This window comes from Janthinobacterium sp. CG_23.3 (assembly GCF_046115965.1).
Taxonomy (GTDB): domain Bacteria; phylum Pseudomonadota; class Gammaproteobacteria; order Burkholderiales; family Burkholderiaceae_D; genus Janthinobacterium.
On record NZ_JBJXIB010000006.1, the window covers coordinates 38,758 to 55,537 of the forward strand.

Below are 16,780 nucleotides of genomic sequence, written 5' to 3' on the forward strand. Positions count from 1 at the left end.
TTACAGTTGCTTACATTCGACTCTACGCAAGTTTAATGCTTGCGCTTTTGCTTGGCGCCGCCGCCCTTGCCGCCGGACTTGGGCGTGCTGGCCGCTTCCTTACCGCGTTTATCGCTCTTGTCGCTACTGGCGCCCTGCTCCGACCCGCGACTAGCCGCCTCGCCGGCCGATTGCTTGCTCTGGCCGCCGTTCGATTTCTGCTTGTTCATATGACCCCCATCTACGAAGGATATCCCATGCGCCGCCATCATCGCCTTGCGGCGCGCCCTCTTACAAGAGTTAAATATAAGGGATTTCGCAGATGTCGAGCGCACGACCGCTTGCGTCGTAGCGCAGCGCGCACACTTCGAAGCGCACGCCGTAGTCGAACTCAATGCGCTCCACCCGGCCGTACTGCAAGTTCAGCGTACGTTGCTCGTCCTTCTTCCAGCGCAAGGCGGCGATATCGGACGGAATCGCCATCGCCGCGTTAAACGTGCCACGGTGAATCTCCTGGCGCCGGTCGACGTCCAGCGCCAAGCCCAGTTCCAGCGTCACGCCGCCGGGCGCATAGGTGAAACGGTTCAGCTTACGCTGCGCCACCATCACGCCCCAGGCACAGGGCGCCCCGGCCGCCTCGCAATGTTTGATCTGGGCCAGCGGGAAGATTTCAACCTCGCCCTTATGCGCCTTCAAGGGCCAGCTGGAGCGCAGGCCGTCGCGCTTGCCGGTCATTGGATTGATCCAGCTCAAGCTATTCACCATCGAGACGTATTGCTGGTCCTTGGCGGGATCGTGCTCGCTGGGTAACACAGCGCAGGCCGACAGCGTGCATGCCGCAAGCGCGGACGCGGCCAGGGTAACGGTTCTATTCATCATGGCGACCCATTTCAAACGTGGCGCCGGGCGCATCGTGCCGGCGGGATAGATATGGGAAGATAGGGTAACAGATAGTGGCGCGCGGGGAAGCGCGCCATGGAGGCGAGCAGGAAATAAGGCGCCGGGAACGATCAAAGCAAAGCAAGCACGTCGGCGCCCGGGAAATCAGTCCAGCTTCCAGGCGTAGTCCACCTTGGTCCAGCTCTGGTCGGCCTTGCCGTCCTTGCTGCCGGGCTTGAACTTGCAGGCGCTGAGGGCTTTGAGCGCGGCCTTGTCCAAATTCTTGAAGCCGCTGGTTTTCTCCAGCTTCGACTCGACCACGCTGCCGTCGGCGGCGACCAGGAACATCATCGATACCGTGCCCTGCTCCTCGTTCATCAGCGACGCCTTCGGATAGTCGGCCTTGCAATTTTTCGAGTCGAAACTTGCGGATGTGTCGGCGGCCGACGCGGTGCAAGACAAGGACACGAGCAAGGCGGCCATTACACTGGATGTATTCATAGACATTTGTTTCCTCAAGTATTTAATTAAAGCGAACTCTTACTGCTCATGCACGCGCTTTGCTGCCGGTGCTTAGCATTGTTCCCAGTCGTCGCTGCCGGCGCCGGAAGCCGCCCTCTTCGGCCGGGTTGACGGCGCCGCCACCGCCAGCGGTTGGCGGCCGGCCGGCCGGGCCACCGCGCGCAACGCCAGCGGCTTCACCGGCGCGCGCGGCGCCAGCGCCGGCAACGCGGCGCGCACCGCCTCCTCGCCCTCGGCCAGCTTGAAGATGCTGACTACGTTTGCCAGTTCGCAGGCCTGGTCCTGCAAGCTTTGCGCGGCGGCGGCCTGTTCCACCAATGCCGCGTTTTGCTGCGTCATGCTGTCCATGTCGATGATCGACTGATTGACCTGCTCGATGCCGGCGCTCTGCTCCTCGCTGGCGTTGGCGATCTCGCCCATGATGTCGGTGACGCGCCTGACGCTGGCCACCACCTCGCCCATGGTCACGCCGGCCTGGCCAACCAGCCGGGTGCCGCGCTCGACCTTCTCGGCCGAGTCGTCGATTAAAATCTTGATTTCCTTGGCTGCACCGGCGCTGCGCTGCGCCAGGCTGCGCACTTCCGACGCCACCACGGCGAAGCCGCGGCCCTGCTCGCCGGCCCGGGCCGCTTCGACGGCGGCGTTCAGCGCCAGAATATTCGTCTGGAAGGCGATGCCGTCGATGACGCCGATGATGTCGACAATTTTTTTGGCCGAATCGTTGATCGAACTCATCGTGTCGACCACCTGCGACACCACCGAACCGCCCTTCAGCGCCACGTCGGAGGCGGTGGCCGCCAACAGATTGGCTTCGCGGGCGTTGTCGGCGTTTTGCTTCACGGTCGAGGTCAGCTCCTCCATCGCCAGGGCGGTTTTCTCCAGCGAGCTGGCCTGCATTTCGGTGCGCGACGACAAATCGATATTGCCGGCCGCGATTTCACGCGACGCCGTACCGATGGTTTCCGTACCGGCACGCACCTGGCCGACGATGCCCACCAGGCTGTTGCGCATTTCCTTCATTTCCGCCAACAGGCTGGTATTGTCGGCGGCGCGCGTGTCGATCGACACCGACAAATCGCCGTTGGCGATACTGCCGGCGATCGACGCCGTGTAATCGGGTTCGCCGCCCAACTGTTTGAGCAGGCCGCGGGTAATCACCAGCGCCGCCGCGATGCCCAGCGCCACCGCCAGCACGCCCAGCATAATCATGAAGGTGCGCGCGTTGTCGAAGGCGCCGCGGGCGTCGGCCAGCACCTGCTCGTTCAACTTGTCTTCCAGCGCGGCCAACTGTTCCAGCGCCTCCATCCATTTCTTTTGCGGCGGACGGATTTCCTTGATCATGACCTTGGTCGCGTCTTCGGCCTGGTTGGCCAGCCACAACTGCGAGGCCTTGGCGATGGCCGGCATCGCCACGGCCGCGTGCTCCTTGATCGCCGCCAGCAAGGCCTTTTCCTCGGCCGACGCGTGCAGCGCGAACTGCGCCTGCAACTGCTGCTCGGCTTCGTCGTATTTGGCGCTCTGGCCCTTGATGCGCGCCATTTCCGGTTCCATGTCGCCGGCGTCCGTCATCAGCGTCAAAATGCGCAGCGAGGTGATGCGGTCGCTGACATTGGTGCGCATGTCGATGACCAGCCGCGTGACGACGTTGTTCACGCCGACCACGTGGTCGAGCCGGTCCTGGATCTGCGACATACGGTTGATGCCGACGCCCGTCACCGCGATCAACAGCACCAACACCAGTGCGAACCCCAGACCCAGGCGGGTGCCAACCTTCATTTTTGCTAAATTCATTTCGACTCTTCGTAAGTGACACGTGGATAGAATTTGCCCGACGTACGGCTGCGATACAAGACGAAGGCCACGTCTTGCCGGCAATCCGCTTGGCGCATGGTGCGACGCAAGGGCAGCCGGCCAGACGCAGCCTGGGGTACTTGGGACATGCAAAATAGGCGCAACATCCGCATAAAAACCGCGCTGAAATAGCGCTGCATTAAATGAAAACATTGCAAATAATGTTTGTCGTTATTGAATTATAGATGCAAATTTTTCCTGATGGCAAGCACAAAAACATTGGAAAAACGCATACATACTTTCTGCGGAGAAACTGAACCTCCACCGATGCTTGCACGGGAAAAGGCGGAAATACAGGGAATTTATGTGCCGCGGAAAGGCCGGAAACGCGGTAGCCGGCGCAAAGCCAAGCTCGGTGGCGCCGCCGCGCGAACGCGCGCGGGCTGCGCAGTCCCGGGAGCCGGGCCGCGCCGTGATATTTCCTAGATTGTGTCGTTGTGCGTGACGCGGGCGGCCGCCTCCAGCAACAGATTGGCGTCGCCGCTGGCGAGCTTTTTTGAGTCCGACATAGTTTGCCGGTAAGCGCGCGCGCCGGCCAAGCCCTGCATCAAGCCCAGCATGTGGCGCGTAATGCTGTTGAGCCTCAAGCCGCGGCTGTCCTCCTTGGCCAACTGCGCCTGGATGTACGGAATCATCGCCGCCAGCACTTCCTCGCGCGTCTTGGTCGGCCTCTCGTCGCCGTAGTAGCGTTGGTCGAACTGCGCCATCGAATACGGATTGTGATACGCCTCGCGTCCCAGCATCACGCCGTCGACGTGCTGCAAGTGTAAATCGATTTCCTCGGTGGTTTTGATGGCGCCGTTGATGATGAATTCGAGGTCCGGGAAATCGCGCTTCAACTGGTAGGCGAAGTCGTACTTCAACGGCGGAATCTCGCGGTTTTCCTTCGGCGTCAAGCCCTTCAGGATGGCGTTGCGGGCGTGCACGATAAACGTCGTGCAACCGGCTGCGGCCACCGTGCCGACGAAGTCGCGCACGAAATCATAGGACTCGAACTGGTCGATACCGACGCGGTGCTTGACGGTGACGTCGATGCTCACGGCGTCGCGCATCGCCTTCACGCAGTCCGCCACCAGTTGCGGCTCGGCCATCAGGCAGGCGCCGAACGCGCCCTTCTGCACCCGCTCCGACGGGCAACCGCAATTCAGGTTGATCTCGTCGTAACCCCACTGCTGGCCCAGCTTGGCGCTGGTGGCCAGGTCGGCCGGATCGCTGCCGCCCAGTTGCAGCGCGACCGGATGCTCCTCGTCGTTGAACTGCAAATGGCGCGCCACGTCGCCGTGCACCAGCGCGCCGGTGGTCACCATCTCGGTGTACAACCAGGTGTGGCGCGTAATCTGGCGGTGGAACAGGCGGCAATGGCGGTCGCTCCAGTCCATCATCGGAGCGACGGAGATGCGGCGGGAAGGCAGGATACGGGAGGTCACAATACACTCACTACAAAAAAGGGTGGTACAACGTCAAACCCGCTGCCCCGCAAGGCCGTTGAGGCAATGCGGGAACAGCGGGCTGGAATTCCCGGGGCAAGCCCCGGGACGGCAGACAAAGGCGATTAGCCTTCGCGCGAGCTACGCTTGCGCTCGTTCTCTTTCAAGAAACGCTTACGCAGACGGATGCTCTTCGGCGTGATTTCAACCAGCTCATCGTCGGCGATGAATTCAACCGCGTATTCCAGCGACATTTGAACCGGTGGCACCAGGCGCACCGCTTCGTCGGTACCGGACGAACGCACGTTGGTCAATTGCTTGCCCTTGATCGGGTTGACGACCAGATCGTTGTCGCGCGAGTGGATACCGATGATCATGCCTTCGTAGACTGGGTCGTTGTGGACCACGAACATACGGCCGCGGTCTTGCAGTTTCCAGATGGCGTAGGCAACGGCGGCGCCGTCGTCTTGGGAGATCAGCACGCCGTTGCGACGGCCGGCCATTTCGCCCTTGTTATTGTCGACCGGTGCGTACTCGTCGAAAATGTGGCTCATCAAGCCGGTACCGCGGGTCAGGGTCATGAATTCGCCCTGGAAGCCGATCAGGCCACGCGCAGGGATACGGTATTCCAGGCGAACGCGGCCTTTGGCATCCGATTCCATGTTCTGCAGATCGCCGCGACGACGACCCAGTTCTTCCATGACGCCGCCCTGGTTGGCTTCTTCGACGTCAACCGACAGCAGTTCGAACGGCTCGTGGCGCACGCCGTCGACCATTTTGTACACAACGCGCGGACGCGATACGGCCATCTCGAAACCTTCGCGACGCATGTTTTCGATCAGAATCGTCAGATGCAATTCGCCGCGGCCGGACACTTCGAAAATCGTGTCGTCGTCGGTTGGCGCGACGCGCAAGGCGACGTTGGCTTTCAATTCGCGGTCCAGACGGTCGCGCAATTGACGGCTAGTAACGAACTTGCCTTCGCGGCCGGCCAGTGGCGAGTTGTTGACCATGAAGTTCATCGTCAGCGTCGGCTCGTCGACGGTCAGCATTTCCAGCGCGTCTGGTTTTTCAGGTGCGCAGATGGTCGAACCGATACCGATTTCTTCGATACCGTTGATCAGCACGATGTCGCCGGCGACGGCTTCGTCAACGATCACGCGGTCCAGGCCCTTGAAGTTCAGAACCTGGTTGATGCGTGCCTTGATCGGGGTCGAATCCGGACCGTTCATGACGATCACGTCTTGCAGCGCGCGAACGCGGCCGCGGGTGATGCGGCCAATACCGATTTTGCCGACGTAGGACGAATAGTCCAGCGAAGTGATCTGGAATTGCAGAGGACCGTCTTGGTCGTCTTCGCGGGCTGGAACGTGCTTCAGGATGGCTTCGAACAGCGGCGTCATGTCGCCTTCGCGCACTTCCGAATCCAGGCTGGCGTAGCCGTTCAGGGCCGAAGCGAACACCACTGGGAAGTCCAGCTGCTCTTCGGTCGCGCCCAGTTTGTCGAACAGTTCGAACGTGGCGTTGATGGCCCACTCCGGACGCGCGCCTGGACGGTCGATTTTATTGATGACGACGATAGGCTTCAGACCCAACGCCAGCGCTTTGCGCGTGACGAAACGGGTTTGCGGCATCGGGCCTTCTTGGGCATCGACCAGCAACAGAACCGAGTCAACCATCGACAGCACGCGTTCGACTTCGCCGCCGAAGTCGGCATGGCCCGGGGTGTCGACGATGTTGATGTGGGTGCCTTGATACTCAACCGCGCAGTTCTTCGACAAAATCGTAATGCCGCGTTCTTTTTCGAGGTCGTTCGAATCCATGACACGTGCGTCAACCTGCTGGTTGTCGCGGAAAGTTCCGGACTGACGCAGCAGCTTGTCGACGAGAGTAGTTTTGCCGTGGTCAACGTGGGCGATGATGGCGATGTTACGAATTGCGCGTTTTGTATTTGACATGGTCGTAGTGTTTGCTGAAAAACTGCGGGGTGTGTACGGGTGTGTACGTAGAGCGAGCTGCTTGCCTAATTCCGGAACCGCGTAGTATAGCATGATGTGCCGCAACGCCCTTTCAACTTTCAAGAATCGCGTGCAAATAGGTACAAAAAAGCGCGGCGCGGCGTGATGCCCTTGCCTTACGCGGCTTCGGAAACCCAATGCCGCCAAGGCAAGCTTCCGTAGGTCGGCTTAGCCGGAACGGCGTAAGCCGACCTACGAAATACTTTACTGGTGGGCGGTGGCGATCAGGCGCTCGGGCGCCAATATCGCGTATTCCTGCATGTTGCCGGTGCCAAGCAGGCGCGGCGCGTCACCCCGCTCGTAGACGCGCACGCGGCCCAGTTCAGCCGGTACGCTCACCGCTTCCTCTTTGCCCAGCGCCAGGCGCTGGCCTTGCAGGAAGCGCGCGGCCAGCTCCGCCGTCAACATGACGGCCGGGAACGACGACAGCAGCGCGTCGACCGGCGCGAGCAGGCCCAACGGCGCGGCGTGGGCGATCAGCGCGTCCAGCGTGATGATGTTGTCCATCGTCAGCGCGCCGACTTGCGTGCGGCGCAGCGCGTTCAGATGGGCGCCGCAGCCGAGCGCGTTGCCGATGTCTTCGCCCAGCACGCGGATGTAGGTGCCTTTGCTGCAGGTCACCGACAATTTCAGGAACGGCGCCTGGTAGTCGAGCAATTCGAGCTTGTGGATCGTCACCGGGCGCGCCTCGCGCTCCAGCGTGATGCCGGCGCGCGCGTATTCGTACAGCGGCTTGCCGTCGCGCTTCAAGGCCGAGTACATCGGCGGCGTCTGCCATATCGGCCCGCGGAAACGTGCCAGCACGGCTTCGATCTGCTCGCGCGTGACGTCGACCGGACGTTCTTCGATGACGTCGCCCTCGGTGTCGCCGGTGTCGGTGTTCTGTCCCAGGTGCACCAGGGTTTCGTAGGTCTTGTCCGCTTCCAGCAAGTCTTGCGAGAACTTGGTCGCCTCGCCGAAGCACAACGGCAGCAAACCCGTGGCGAACGGGTCGAGCGTGCCGGTGTGGCCGGCCTTCTTGGCGTTGAGCACGCGCTTGGCCTTGATCAGCGCGTCGTTGCTGGAAAAGCCGACCGGCTTGTCGAGCAGCAGCACGCCGTCGACCAGGTCGCGGATCTTTTTAGGGGAAGTAGCTTTCATGGCGCCCGGCGCTTACTCTGCGTCCGCCGCCTTGGCGCCGTCGGCCGCTTCCGGCTTAAGCTCAGGCTTTACATCCGGCTCGGCGTCGGCCGCGCGCACCGAGTTGGCCTTGTCGATCAGCAGCGACATTTCCATGCCGCGCGAGGTCGACGAGTCGTACACGAAATGCAAGGCCGGCAGCGTGTGGATGTGCAGGCGCTTGCCCAACTGGCCACGGACGTAGCCGGCGGCGGCGGCCAGGCCTTCAACGGTGTTCTTGATGTCTTCCTTGCCGTCCTTGAGCATCGTGAAAAACACTTTCGCGTGCGCGTAGTCGGGCGTGATCTGCACTTCGGTGACGGTGATCATGCCGACGCGCGGGTCTTTCAAGTCGTAGGCGAGGATTTCGGCCAGGTCGCGCTGGATCTGGTCGGCCACGCGCAAGCCGCGGGCTGGCATGGTTTTGCTATGTTTGGCCATGATAATGACTGCTTTCTAAAGTGCCGCAGGGCGCAGTCGCTGTGGCGGGTTGCCGCCAAGCTCGTGCGCCCTACGTGTTTGCGCGGGCCAGAATAGGCCCGCACCAAGCGTGCTATTACAGTGTGCGGGCGATTTCCTGCACTTCGAACACTTCCAGAACGTCGCCGATTTCGATGTCGTTGTAGCCTTTGAGCGACAAACCGCACTCGAAGCCCGAACGCACTTCTTTCGCGTCGTCCTTGAAACGTTTCAGCGAGTCGATCTCGCCGGTCCAGGTGACGATGTTGTTGCGCAACAAACGTACCGAGGAACCGCGCTTGACCACGCCGTCGGTGACCAGGCAACCGGCAATCGCGCCCACTTTCGAGACCAGGATAACTTGGCGGATCTCGACTTGGCCGATGACGCTTTCGCGCTTCTCCGGCGACAACATACCCGACAAGGCGGAACGAATTTCGTCGATCGCGTCGTAGATGATGTTGTAGTAGCGGATGTCGACGCCGTTCGACTCGGCCAGTTTGCGCGCTTGCGCGTCGGCACGGGCGTTGAAGCCAATGATGACCGCTTTCGAGGCAACCGCCAAGTTGACGTCCGATTCCGTGATACCGCCGACCGCCGCGTGCACCACCTGAACCCGGACTTCCGAGGTCGACAGTTTTTGCAGCGATTGCACCAGCGCCTCTTGCGAACCCTGCACGTCGGTCTTGATGATCAACGGCAGGTTTTTGACTTCGCCCTCGGCCATCTGGTCGAACATGTTTTCCAGCTTCGACGCTTGCTGCTTGGCCAGTTTGACGTCGCGGAACTTACCTTGACGGAACAAACCGATTTCGCGCGCTTTGCGCTCGTCAGCCATCACAACCACTTCTTCACCGGCGACCGGTACTTCGGTCAGGCCCTGGATCTCGACCGGAATCGACGGACCGGCTTCGGCGATGCTCTTGCCGTTTTCGTCCAGCATGGCGCGCACGCGGCCATACGAGGAACCCGCCAGCACGACGTCGCCGCGCTTCAGGGTACCGGACTGCACCAGGATCGTCGCAACCGGGCCCTTGCCCTTGTCGAGGCGGGCTTCGACCACCAGGCCACGGGCCGGCGCGTCGATTGGCGCCGTCAATTCCAGCACCTCCGCTTGCAACAGCACTTGCTCGAGCAGCTCGTCGATACCGGCGCCGGTTTTCGCCGACACCAGGCAGAACGGCGATTCGCCGCCGTATTCTTCCGGCACCACTTGTTCGGCAACCAGTTCCTGCTTGACGCGGTCCAGGTTCGAACCGGGCTTGTCGATCTTGTTGATCGCCACGACCAGCGGCACGCCGGCGGCTTTCGCGTGGGCGATCGCCTCCTTGGTTTGCGGCATCACGCCATCGTCGGCGGCAACCACCAGAATCACGATGTCGGTTGCCTTCGCGCCACGGGCACGCATCGCCGTAAAGGCTTCATGGCCAGGGGTATCCAGGAAGGTGATCGTGCCGCGCGGCGTTTCAACGTGGTACGCACCAATGTGCTGGGTAATCCCGCCCGCTTCGCCGGAGGCGACCTTGGCGCGACGGATGTAATCGAGCAGCGAGGTCTTACCATGGTCGACGTGACCCATGACGGTGACGACCGGCGCGCGCGGCTTCAGTTCGAAGTGGGCGTGCTCGCCGATATCGGCCAGCAGCGCTTCAGGATCGTCTTGCTCGGCGGCAAACGCCTTGTGGCCCATTTCTTCCACCAAAATCATGGCGGTTTCCTGGTCCAGCACCTGGTTGATGGTGCACATCTGGCCGAGCTTCATCAAATGCTTGATGACTTCGGAAGCCTTGACCGACATCTTGTGGGCCAGTTCGGCGACGGTAATCGTCTCCGGCACGTGGACGTCCTTGATGACGGCTTCGGTAGGCGCCTGGAAATTCGTTTCGCGGTCGTCGTGGTGCGAAGGGCGACGGCCCTTGGCACCGCCACGCCAGCCGTCGCGGCCGGACGGGCCGCTGTTGCCGCGCGGTTTGGGACCACCGGTGGTGCCGCGTTTTTTCGCGTCGTCCGACCAGGTCGAGGACACGTTCGCCGATTTGATCGACTTCTTGTCCGCGACAACCGGCTTCTTGTCGCCAGGCTTGTCGCCCGGTTTCTTGTCGGCTGGTTTGTGCAGCGTGCCTTCAGGCGGTTTCGGCTTGACGGCGGCCACCACGGGCACCGGCTCCGGCGCCTTGATGGCGCGGCGCGGCGCGTTCATCATCGCTTTGATCTGGGCGACTTCGTCCGCCACGGCCTTGCGGGCGCGGTCGGTCGCTTCGGCCTTGTCGGCGGCTTCTTTCGCGGCGACGGCGGCTTTTTTCTTCGCTTCGTCGGCGGCGGCTTTTTTCTTCTCTTCGGCGACGGCGTCGTCGGCGACGGCAGGCGCGCCGGCGGCGACCGCGGTCGCTGCCTTGGCGGCGGCTTTCTTCGCTTCGGCGTCGGCTTCGCGCTTGGCGCTCAGCTCGGCCGCTTGCGTGGCTTTCGCTTGCGCTTCCTTCTCGGCGTCGAGCTTGGCCAGGCGCTCTTGCTTCTCGCGCAGGTCAGCTTCCTGACGCGCGATCAGCTCGACCTGGCGGCGCGCCTCGTCTTCGCGGCGCGCCACTTCGGCGGCGTCGATCACCGGCGCGGCCGGGGCGGCAGCCTCGACCACCGGTGCCGGCACGTCGTCGCGTTGCACGAAGGTGCGTACCTTCTTGACGGCTACCTGGATCGTGCGCGACTTGCCCGTGGAGTCGGCTTGCTTGATCTCGGTGGTTTCCTTGCGCGTCAGCGTGATTTTCTTTTTCTCAGTGTCTGCCACTGCGCCGTGCGTGCGGCGCAGGTGATCCAAAAGCTTGTCCTTATCATCTTTCGACAATGGATCTGACGTCGAACTTTTCTCGACGCCGGCAGAACGCAGCTGCGTCAGCAGCAAATCTGCAGGCATCTTCAGTTCGGTGGCAAATTGGGCTACGTTGTTACTCGCCATTCAGTCCTCTTTTCTATGTGTCGCGGAGATGATAAAGATACTCAAATTAAGCCTTTGCGGATTCGGCCAGACTCCATGCCTTGGCCTGGAGGGCCTTGGCACGATCGTCGTATTTCGAGTCAACCAACTTCATCTCATCGTCGGTCACATCTTTAAATTCACTTGTAATCAGTTCACGCGCACGGTCCGCGGACAAGGCCAGGATTGCGCCGAACTCGTCGTATGCCAGTGCTGCAAATGCTTCAACGGTCTTGATACCAGCCAGACCCAGCTTGCCGGCGGTGATGCGGTCCATGCTTTCCAGACCAACCAACGCCTCGTCCATGCCTTCCAGACCTTCTTCCGAGGCAATCGCCTCGGTCACCAGCGCATCGCGCGCCCGGGTCCGCAATTCATTGACGGTATCTTCGTCAAACGATTCGATTTCCAGCATTTCGGAAATTGGCACGTAGGCGATTTCTTCCAGACTGGCGAAACCTTCCTCCACCAGAATGTCGGCCACTTCCTGGTCAACATCGAGCTTTTCCATGAACAGGATGCGCACGGCAGCCGTTTCCTGGGCCGACTTGTCGGCCGATTCCTCGGCCGTCATGATGTTGATCTTCCAACCGGTCAGTTCGGCGGCCAGGCGCACGTTCTGGCCGGAGCGGCCGATCGCGATCGCCAGGTTTTCCTCGTCGACGACCACGTCCATCGCGTGTTTTTCTTCATCGACCATGATCGAGGACACGTTGGCCGGGGCCAGCGCGCCGATGACGAACTGGGCCGGATCTTCCGACCACAACACGATATCGACACGTTCGCCGCCCAGCTCGCCGGTGACGGCCTGGACGCGGGAACCGCGCATGCCGACGCAGGTGCCGATGGGATCGATGCGCTTGTCGGCCGTGTAGACGGCGATCTTGGCGCGCACGCCGGCGTCGCGGGCGGCGGATTTAATCTCCAGCATGCCCTGCTCGATTTCCGGCACTTCCAGTTCGAACAGCTTCATGATGAAGTCCGGCGCGGTGCGCGACAGAATCACCTGCGGCCCGCGCATATTGCGGTCGATGCGCAGGATGAAGGCGCGAACGCGGTCACCGATACGCAGATTCTCTTTCGGAATCATCTGGTCGCGCGGCAGGCGCGCTTCGATCTTGCCCGACTCGACGATCGCGTCGCCGCGTTCCATGCGCTTGATGGTGCCGGTCACGAGCGCGTCGCCGCGTTCGAGGAAGTCGACCAGGATCTGTTCGCGCTCGGCGTCACGCACGCGCTGCAAGACCACCTGTTTGGTGTCCTGGGCGAAGCGGCGGCCGAATTCGACGGACTCGATCGGTTCTTCAATATGGTCGTCTACTTCGATGTCGGGAATTTGTTCCTTGGCTTCGAAATGGAGGATCTCCTGGTCCGGCAGTTGCAGGCCGGCCTCGTCGGGCACGACGTGCCAGCGACGGAACGATTCAAACACACCCGAGTCGCGATCGATCGAGACGCGAATGTCGACCTCGCCCTCGTAGCGTTTTTTCGTGGCTTGCGCCAGCGCGAATTCCAGCGCTCCGAATACGACATCCTTGTCGACATTTTTTTCACGCGCCAGCGCGTCAACCAATAATAAAACTTCGCGACTCATGCTTTGCGACTCCTAAAATCCACCTGCGGCACCAAACGTGCCTTATCCACATCGGCGAGCGTAAACTCCAACATCGCCGGACCATCCTTACCTTCAAATTCTAACGACAATTTATCGCCCACGGGTTCTTGCAAGATCCCCTGGAACGACTTCCGGTTGTTCGTACCCGGCATGGCAACCGTCAGCTTGACGATGATTTCGTAACCGGCGAAGCGCACGAAATCTTCCAGCTTGCGCACCGGGCGGTCTAAGCCCGGGGAAGAAATTTCAAGGCGCTCGTACGGCACGTTTTCAACCGTCAGCACATGCGACAACTGGTGACTGACCGTGGCGCAATCCTCGACCGTGATCGGGCCTTTTTCGGCCGCGTCGGCGGCGGTGAAATCGATAAACACGCGCAGCACGCCGCGCTCGGCTCGTTCGACATCAACCAGCTCGTAGCCCAGTCCTGTAACTGTCGTTTCTATTAATCCCAAACGCTGCAAGTCATTCTCCAGATCATAGCCGTTATCTTATCAAACAGACCATCACAAACGGTTCAACAAAAAAAAAATGGGCATCTGCCCACCTTCTTGTATTTCCCCAACCAGATGAAAGCACTCTCCGCCACGCTACTTTGCGGAGAACTTTTATTAGGCTGCAGATTATAACCCCTTCTGGAGCGCGAAGCAATCCCGCGCACTCCGTCCAGGGCATTCATACAACACCGACGAAGATGTCAACCGCGCGGCCGCGAGCCGCGCCGGCGCTGCCTTTACGGCTTGCGCGAACCGCGTTTCATGCCCTGGTCCATGCCGCCGCGATTGTGATCCATGCCGCCGCGGGGCTGGCCGGAACGGGCCTGGCCGGCGCCGGCGCCGCCGCGGCGCGGACCGGTGTTGGCGAAACCAAACGTCGTTTGCAGCGGATCAGGCTGGCGGGTGCGCTGTGGCGCGCGGCCTTCGCCGGCGCGGCCTTCGCCGGCGCGGCCTTCGCTTGGACGACCCTCGCCGCCTGGACGACCCTGCCCTTGCGGACGGCCCTGGCCCTGCGCACGAGCCTGGCCCTGGCCTTCAAACGCGGCCGCCGAGGAACGCGGCTGGCCGGCGAACTGGCCCGACGACTGGCCGCGGCCCGGACCGCGGCTTTCGCCACCCGGACGGCCCATGCCGGCGCCCATGCCACCCTGGCCGCCCGGACGACCCTGGCCGCCCGGACGGCCGGAACCCTGGAACTGGCCCTGCGGCTGGCCGCGGCCGACGCCACGCCCGGTCGACGGGTAGGGATCGGCGTTGCGGTTGCTGGCGTCGATGCGGTTGCCGTTCGGCTCGTCCGATTCGCGCGCCGGGCGCCCCTTGGCGGCGGCGGCGGCGCGTGGATCGCCCGATGCCGGCATCTTTTTCTCGATACCGTAGGCGGTGAGCAGATCGCGCACCGTGTTTTCTTCCATTTCTTCCCAACGGCCGCGTTTCAAGTTGCTAGGCAAGGTCATCGCGCCGTAACGGGTACGGATCAGGCGCGACACGGTCAGGCCGATCGCTTCGAACATGCGCCGCACTTCGCGGTTACGGCCTTCGCCGATGATGACGCGATACCACTTGTTGATGCCTTCGCCGCCGCCGTCGGCGATCTTCGAGAAGTTCGCCGGACCGTCTTCCAGCTCGACGCCGGCCAGCAGCTTCTGGCGCATGCCCTCTTCCAGCTCGCCCAGCGTGCGCACCGCGTATTCGCGGTCGATGCCGTAGCGCGGGTGCATCAGACGGTTGGCCAGGTCACCCGAGGTGGTAAACAGCAGCAGGCCCTCGGTGTTGAAATCGAGGCGGCCGACGGCCAGCCACTTGCCGGCCTTCATGGTCGGCAGGCGGTCGAACACCGACGGACGGCCGTCCGGATCGTCGTGGCTGACGATTTCGCCGGCCGGCTTGTGGTACACCAGCACGCGTGGCGGCTTCTTGCTGACGCGGCGCTGGATCAATTTACCGTTGATGCGCACGTGGTCGGTGGGCAGGATGCGCTGGCCGATATGGGCCGGCTCGCCGTTGACCGACACGCGGCCCGACATGATCAAGTCTTCCATGTCGCGGCGCGAACCGAGACCGGCCTCGGCCAGCACCTTGTGCAGCTTCGGCGCGTCGTCGTCCGAGGTCAGGTCGCGGCGCACCAGCGCTTTTTGCGGCTGGCGGCCCTTGGCCGGCTCGTCGCTGTCGAAGGCGTCCGAGGTGACGAAGGAAAACACGTCGTCGGCGTCGCTAGGCTTGGCCTGGCCGGCGTCGCGGCCCTTGCCCTTGTTGCCCTTGCCTTTGCCGGCGTTCTTGCCGGCGCCGCGCACGTCGTTGCGCGCCGCGCGCTCCTGGCGGGTCGGGGCGACGACATTGCCTTCGGCGTCGAGCGTTTCCAGCAGCGGCGCCGGTTGCGCCGCGTCGAGCGGCTGGGCGTTGCGCGGCAGATTGATGCGCGGCGCGCGGTCGGCTTGCTCGGCGCGCATCTGGCGCGGGCCGCGCGGGGCGCGCTCCTGGCGCTCCTGGCGCGGCGCGGCGTCGGCGACAGCCGCTTCGGCGGCTTCGGCGGCGACTTCGATTTTCTTGGCTTCGCGGGCCGGGCGCGGACGCGGGGCCGGCGCGGCGGGTGCGCCGGCGGTTTCGGCGTCGGGCTGGGCGGCCTTGGCGGCCGGCTTGGCGCGCGGTTTTTTCACAGGCGCGACGGCGTCGGCGGCGCCCGCGTCGGCGCTGGCCGCTTCCACCACGCCGGCGTCGGCTTTGGCGCGGCGCTTCGGTTTGGCGGGCGCGTCGCCGGCCAGGGCCGCGGCGGCGGCGTCGGCTTCGATCTGCGCCTTGGTGCGTCGCTTCGGCTTGGCAACAACGTCTGCGGCGCCATCGGCGGCACCCATCACGGCGTTGGTAACTGTCTCGGGAGTGTTCGGATTAGTCATTATTAGTTTCTTGGTTGTGCTGACCTGGCGCAGCGTCAACCGTTAATTCTGGCGCAGGGTCGTGAGTGAAGGCTTCATCAGCTGAAGCATCGGGGCCGGCATCAGGGCTTGCTGTCACATCTGTCACAGCCGTATTGCTACCTGCACCACCTTGTATTACAGCGTCTTTCATTGCGGCGTCGCGTACCGCGGCGTCGTGTATTGCAGCGTCGCGTATTGCAGCGGCGATAGCGTCGGCGTCGCTCATTGGAACCTCGCGCGGCGTCGCCTTTTCAAACACCGCGACGTCGTGCGTCGCAGTCTTATCGACTTTGACAGCGTCGTTGGTCGCCGCCTTATCAAAATTCTCTTGCAGGGCGGCCTCCAGGGCCTCCATCTCCAGCCCGCTGCCGCCCATCTCGCTGATGTGCTGCAACGGCGGCAACTGGGACAGCGAATTCAAACCCAGGTCTTCCAAAAACTGCTTGGTGGTGGCCAGCAAGGCCGGCCGCCCCACCACGTCGCGGTAACCGATGGCATCGACCCAGCCGCGGTCTTCCAGCATCTTGATCGTCTGCGAATTGACGGCGACGCCGCGAATCTCCTCGATGTCGCCGCGCGTCACCGGCTGGCGATAGGCAATGATGGCCAGCGTCTCCAGCGTCGCCCGGGAATACTTCGGCGGACGCTCCGGCGTCATGCGGTCCAGATACATCTTCATTTCCGGGCGGCTTTGAAAACGCCAGCCCGAGGCCAGGCTCACCACTTCGATACCCTTGCCGGCCCAATCGCGGCGCAACTCCTCCAGCAACTGCTTGATGGTGTCGGCGCCCACCCCCACGCCGCGCGCACGACCACTGTCATCGGCGTCGACAAACAGCTTTTTCAGGCTGTGGATCGACAAGGACTCGCGCGCGCACAGCAAAGCGGTTTCGAGGACTTTTTTCGCCTCAATTGTATTCATAGCAACTCTGTGCGGATGTGTATTGCAAATCGTATGCAAAGAAAGAAATCAAAACAAATCATCTCAACGAAAAC

General features: G+C 62.4%; 13 protein-coding genes. All 13 read right to left on the reverse strand.

Annotation, left to right across the window (positions count from 1 at the left end):
* Positions 1 to 32 precede the first annotated feature (32 nt).
* The 13 genes from ACFDR9_RS03490 to scpB all read right to left on the reverse strand — a co-directional run bounded on the left by ACFDR9_RS03490 (position 33) and on the right by scpB (position 16,706).
* Entirely contained in the window at positions 33 to 209 is a 177-nt protein-coding gene (locus tag ACFDR9_RS03490) for a hypothetical protein (protein WP_409030094.1), read from the reverse strand.
* A 70-nt stretch (positions 210 to 279) separates the two neighbouring features.
* On the reverse strand, positions 280 to 858 hold the full coding sequence (locus ACFDR9_RS03495) for a hypothetical protein (protein ID WP_157406817.1): 579 nt from the start codon (positions 856 to 858) through the stop codon (positions 280 to 282).
* Between the two features lie 165 nt (positions 859 to 1,023).
* Positions 1,024 to 1,359, reverse strand: coding sequence for an energy transducer TonB (locus ACFDR9_RS03500; RefSeq protein WP_409030095.1), 336 nt, complete (start codon positions 1,357 to 1,359; stop codon positions 1,024 to 1,026).
* A gap of 72 nt (positions 1,360 to 1,431) precedes the next feature.
* On the reverse strand, positions 1,432 to 3,156 hold the full coding sequence (locus tag ACFDR9_RS03505; protein ID WP_409030105.1) for a methyl-accepting chemotaxis protein: 1,725 nt from the start codon (positions 3,154 to 3,156) through the stop codon (positions 1,432 to 1,434).
* Between the two features lie 497 nt (positions 3,157 to 3,653).
* Positions 3,654 to 4,658, reverse strand: a complete 1,005-nt coding sequence (dusA, locus tag ACFDR9_RS03510; RefSeq protein ID WP_269746258.1) for a tRNA dihydrouridine(20/20a) synthase DusA — start codon at positions 4,656 to 4,658, stop codon at positions 3,654 to 3,656.
* Positions 4,659 to 4,783: 125 nt separating this feature from the next.
* Positions 4,784 to 6,616: a translational GTPase TypA gene (typA, locus tag ACFDR9_RS03515; protein WP_026133335.1), complete on the reverse strand. Its 1,833-nt coding sequence runs from the start codon at positions 6,614 to 6,616 to the stop codon at positions 4,784 to 4,786.
* A gap of 264 nt (positions 6,617 to 6,880) precedes the next feature.
* Positions 6,881 to 7,816 (reverse strand): tRNA pseudouridine(55) synthase TruB, encoded by a 936-nt coding sequence (gene truB / locus ACFDR9_RS03520; RefSeq protein WP_017878646.1) that lies wholly within the window; start codon positions 7,814 to 7,816, stop codon positions 6,881 to 6,883.
* A gap of 12 nt (positions 7,817 to 7,828) precedes the next feature.
* Positions 7,829 to 8,275 carry a 30S ribosome-binding factor RbfA gene (gene rbfA / locus ACFDR9_RS03525; RefSeq protein WP_017878645.1) on the reverse strand — a complete coding sequence of 149 codons (447 nt, stop codon included), beginning with the start codon at positions 8,273 to 8,275 and terminating at the stop codon, positions 7,829 to 7,831.
* 115 nt (positions 8,276 to 8,390) lie between these two features.
* Positions 8,391 to 11,243, reverse strand: a complete 2,853-nt coding sequence (infB, locus tag ACFDR9_RS03530) for a translation initiation factor IF-2 (RefSeq protein ID WP_409030096.1) — start codon at positions 11,241 to 11,243, stop codon at positions 8,391 to 8,393.
* Between the two features lie 46 nt (positions 11,244 to 11,289).
* A complete protein-coding gene (gene nusA, locus ACFDR9_RS03535; RefSeq protein ID WP_026133333.1) occupies positions 11,290 to 12,855 on the reverse strand; it encodes a transcription termination factor NusA in 1,566 nt (521 codons plus the stop codon).
* Positions 12,852 to 13,340: a ribosome maturation factor RimP gene (gene rimP, locus ACFDR9_RS03540; protein WP_017878642.1), complete on the reverse strand. Its 489-nt coding sequence runs from the start codon at positions 13,338 to 13,340 to the stop codon at positions 12,852 to 12,854. Before rimP ends, nusA begins: the two co-directional genes overlap by 4 nt.
* A 269-nt stretch (positions 13,341 to 13,609) precedes the next feature.
* Positions 13,610 to 15,763, reverse strand: coding sequence for a 23S rRNA pseudouridine(2605) synthase RluB (gene rluB, locus ACFDR9_RS03545; protein ID WP_409030097.1), 2,154 nt, complete (start codon positions 15,761 to 15,763; stop codon positions 13,610 to 13,612).
* On the reverse strand, positions 15,756 to 16,706 hold the full coding sequence (scpB, locus tag ACFDR9_RS03550; protein WP_409030098.1) for an SMC-Scp complex subunit ScpB: 951 nt from the start codon (positions 16,704 to 16,706) through the stop codon (positions 15,756 to 15,758). Before scpB ends, rluB begins: the two co-directional genes overlap by 8 nt.
* Positions 16,707 to 16,780 lie beyond the last annotated feature (74 nt).

Coding starts and splice junctions, on each gene's coding strand:
- scpB (WP_409030098.1), bottom strand. CDS start 16,706: ATGAATACAATTGAGGCGAAAAAAGTCCTCGAAACCGCTTTGCTGTGC.
- ACFDR9_RS03490 (WP_409030094.1), bottom strand. CDS start 209: ATGAACAAGCAGAAATCGAACGGCGGCCAGAGCAAGCAATCGGCCGGC.
- ACFDR9_RS03500 (WP_409030095.1), bottom strand. CDS start 1,359: ATGAATACATCCAGTGTAATGGCCGCCTTGCTCGTGTCCTTGTCTTGC.
- rluB (WP_409030097.1), bottom strand. CDS start 15,763: ATGACTAATCCGAACACTCCCGAGACAGTTACCAACGCCGTGATGGGT.
- nusA (WP_026133333.1), bottom strand. CDS start 12,855: ATGAGTCGCGAAGTTTTATTATTGGTTGACGCGCTGGCGCGTGAAAAA.
- infB (WP_409030096.1), bottom strand. CDS start 11,243: ATGGCGAGTAACAACGTAGCCCAATTTGCCACCGAACTGAAGATGCCT.
- typA (WP_026133335.1), bottom strand. CDS start 6,616: ATGTCAAATACAAAACGCGCAATTCGTAACATCGCCATCATCGCCCAC.
- rbfA (WP_017878645.1), bottom strand. CDS start 8,275: ATGGCCAAACATAGCAAAACCATGCCAGCCCGCGGCTTGCGCGTGGCC.
- truB (WP_017878646.1), bottom strand. CDS start 7,816: ATGAAAGCTACTTCCCCTAAAAAGATCCGCGACCTGGTCGACGGCGTG.
- ACFDR9_RS03505 (WP_409030105.1), bottom strand. CDS start 3,156: ATGAAGGTTGGCACCCGCCTGGGTCTGGGGTTCGCACTGGTGTTGGTG.
- ACFDR9_RS03495 (WP_157406817.1), bottom strand. CDS start 858: ATGATGAATAGAACCGTTACCCTGGCCGCGTCCGCGCTTGCGGCATGC.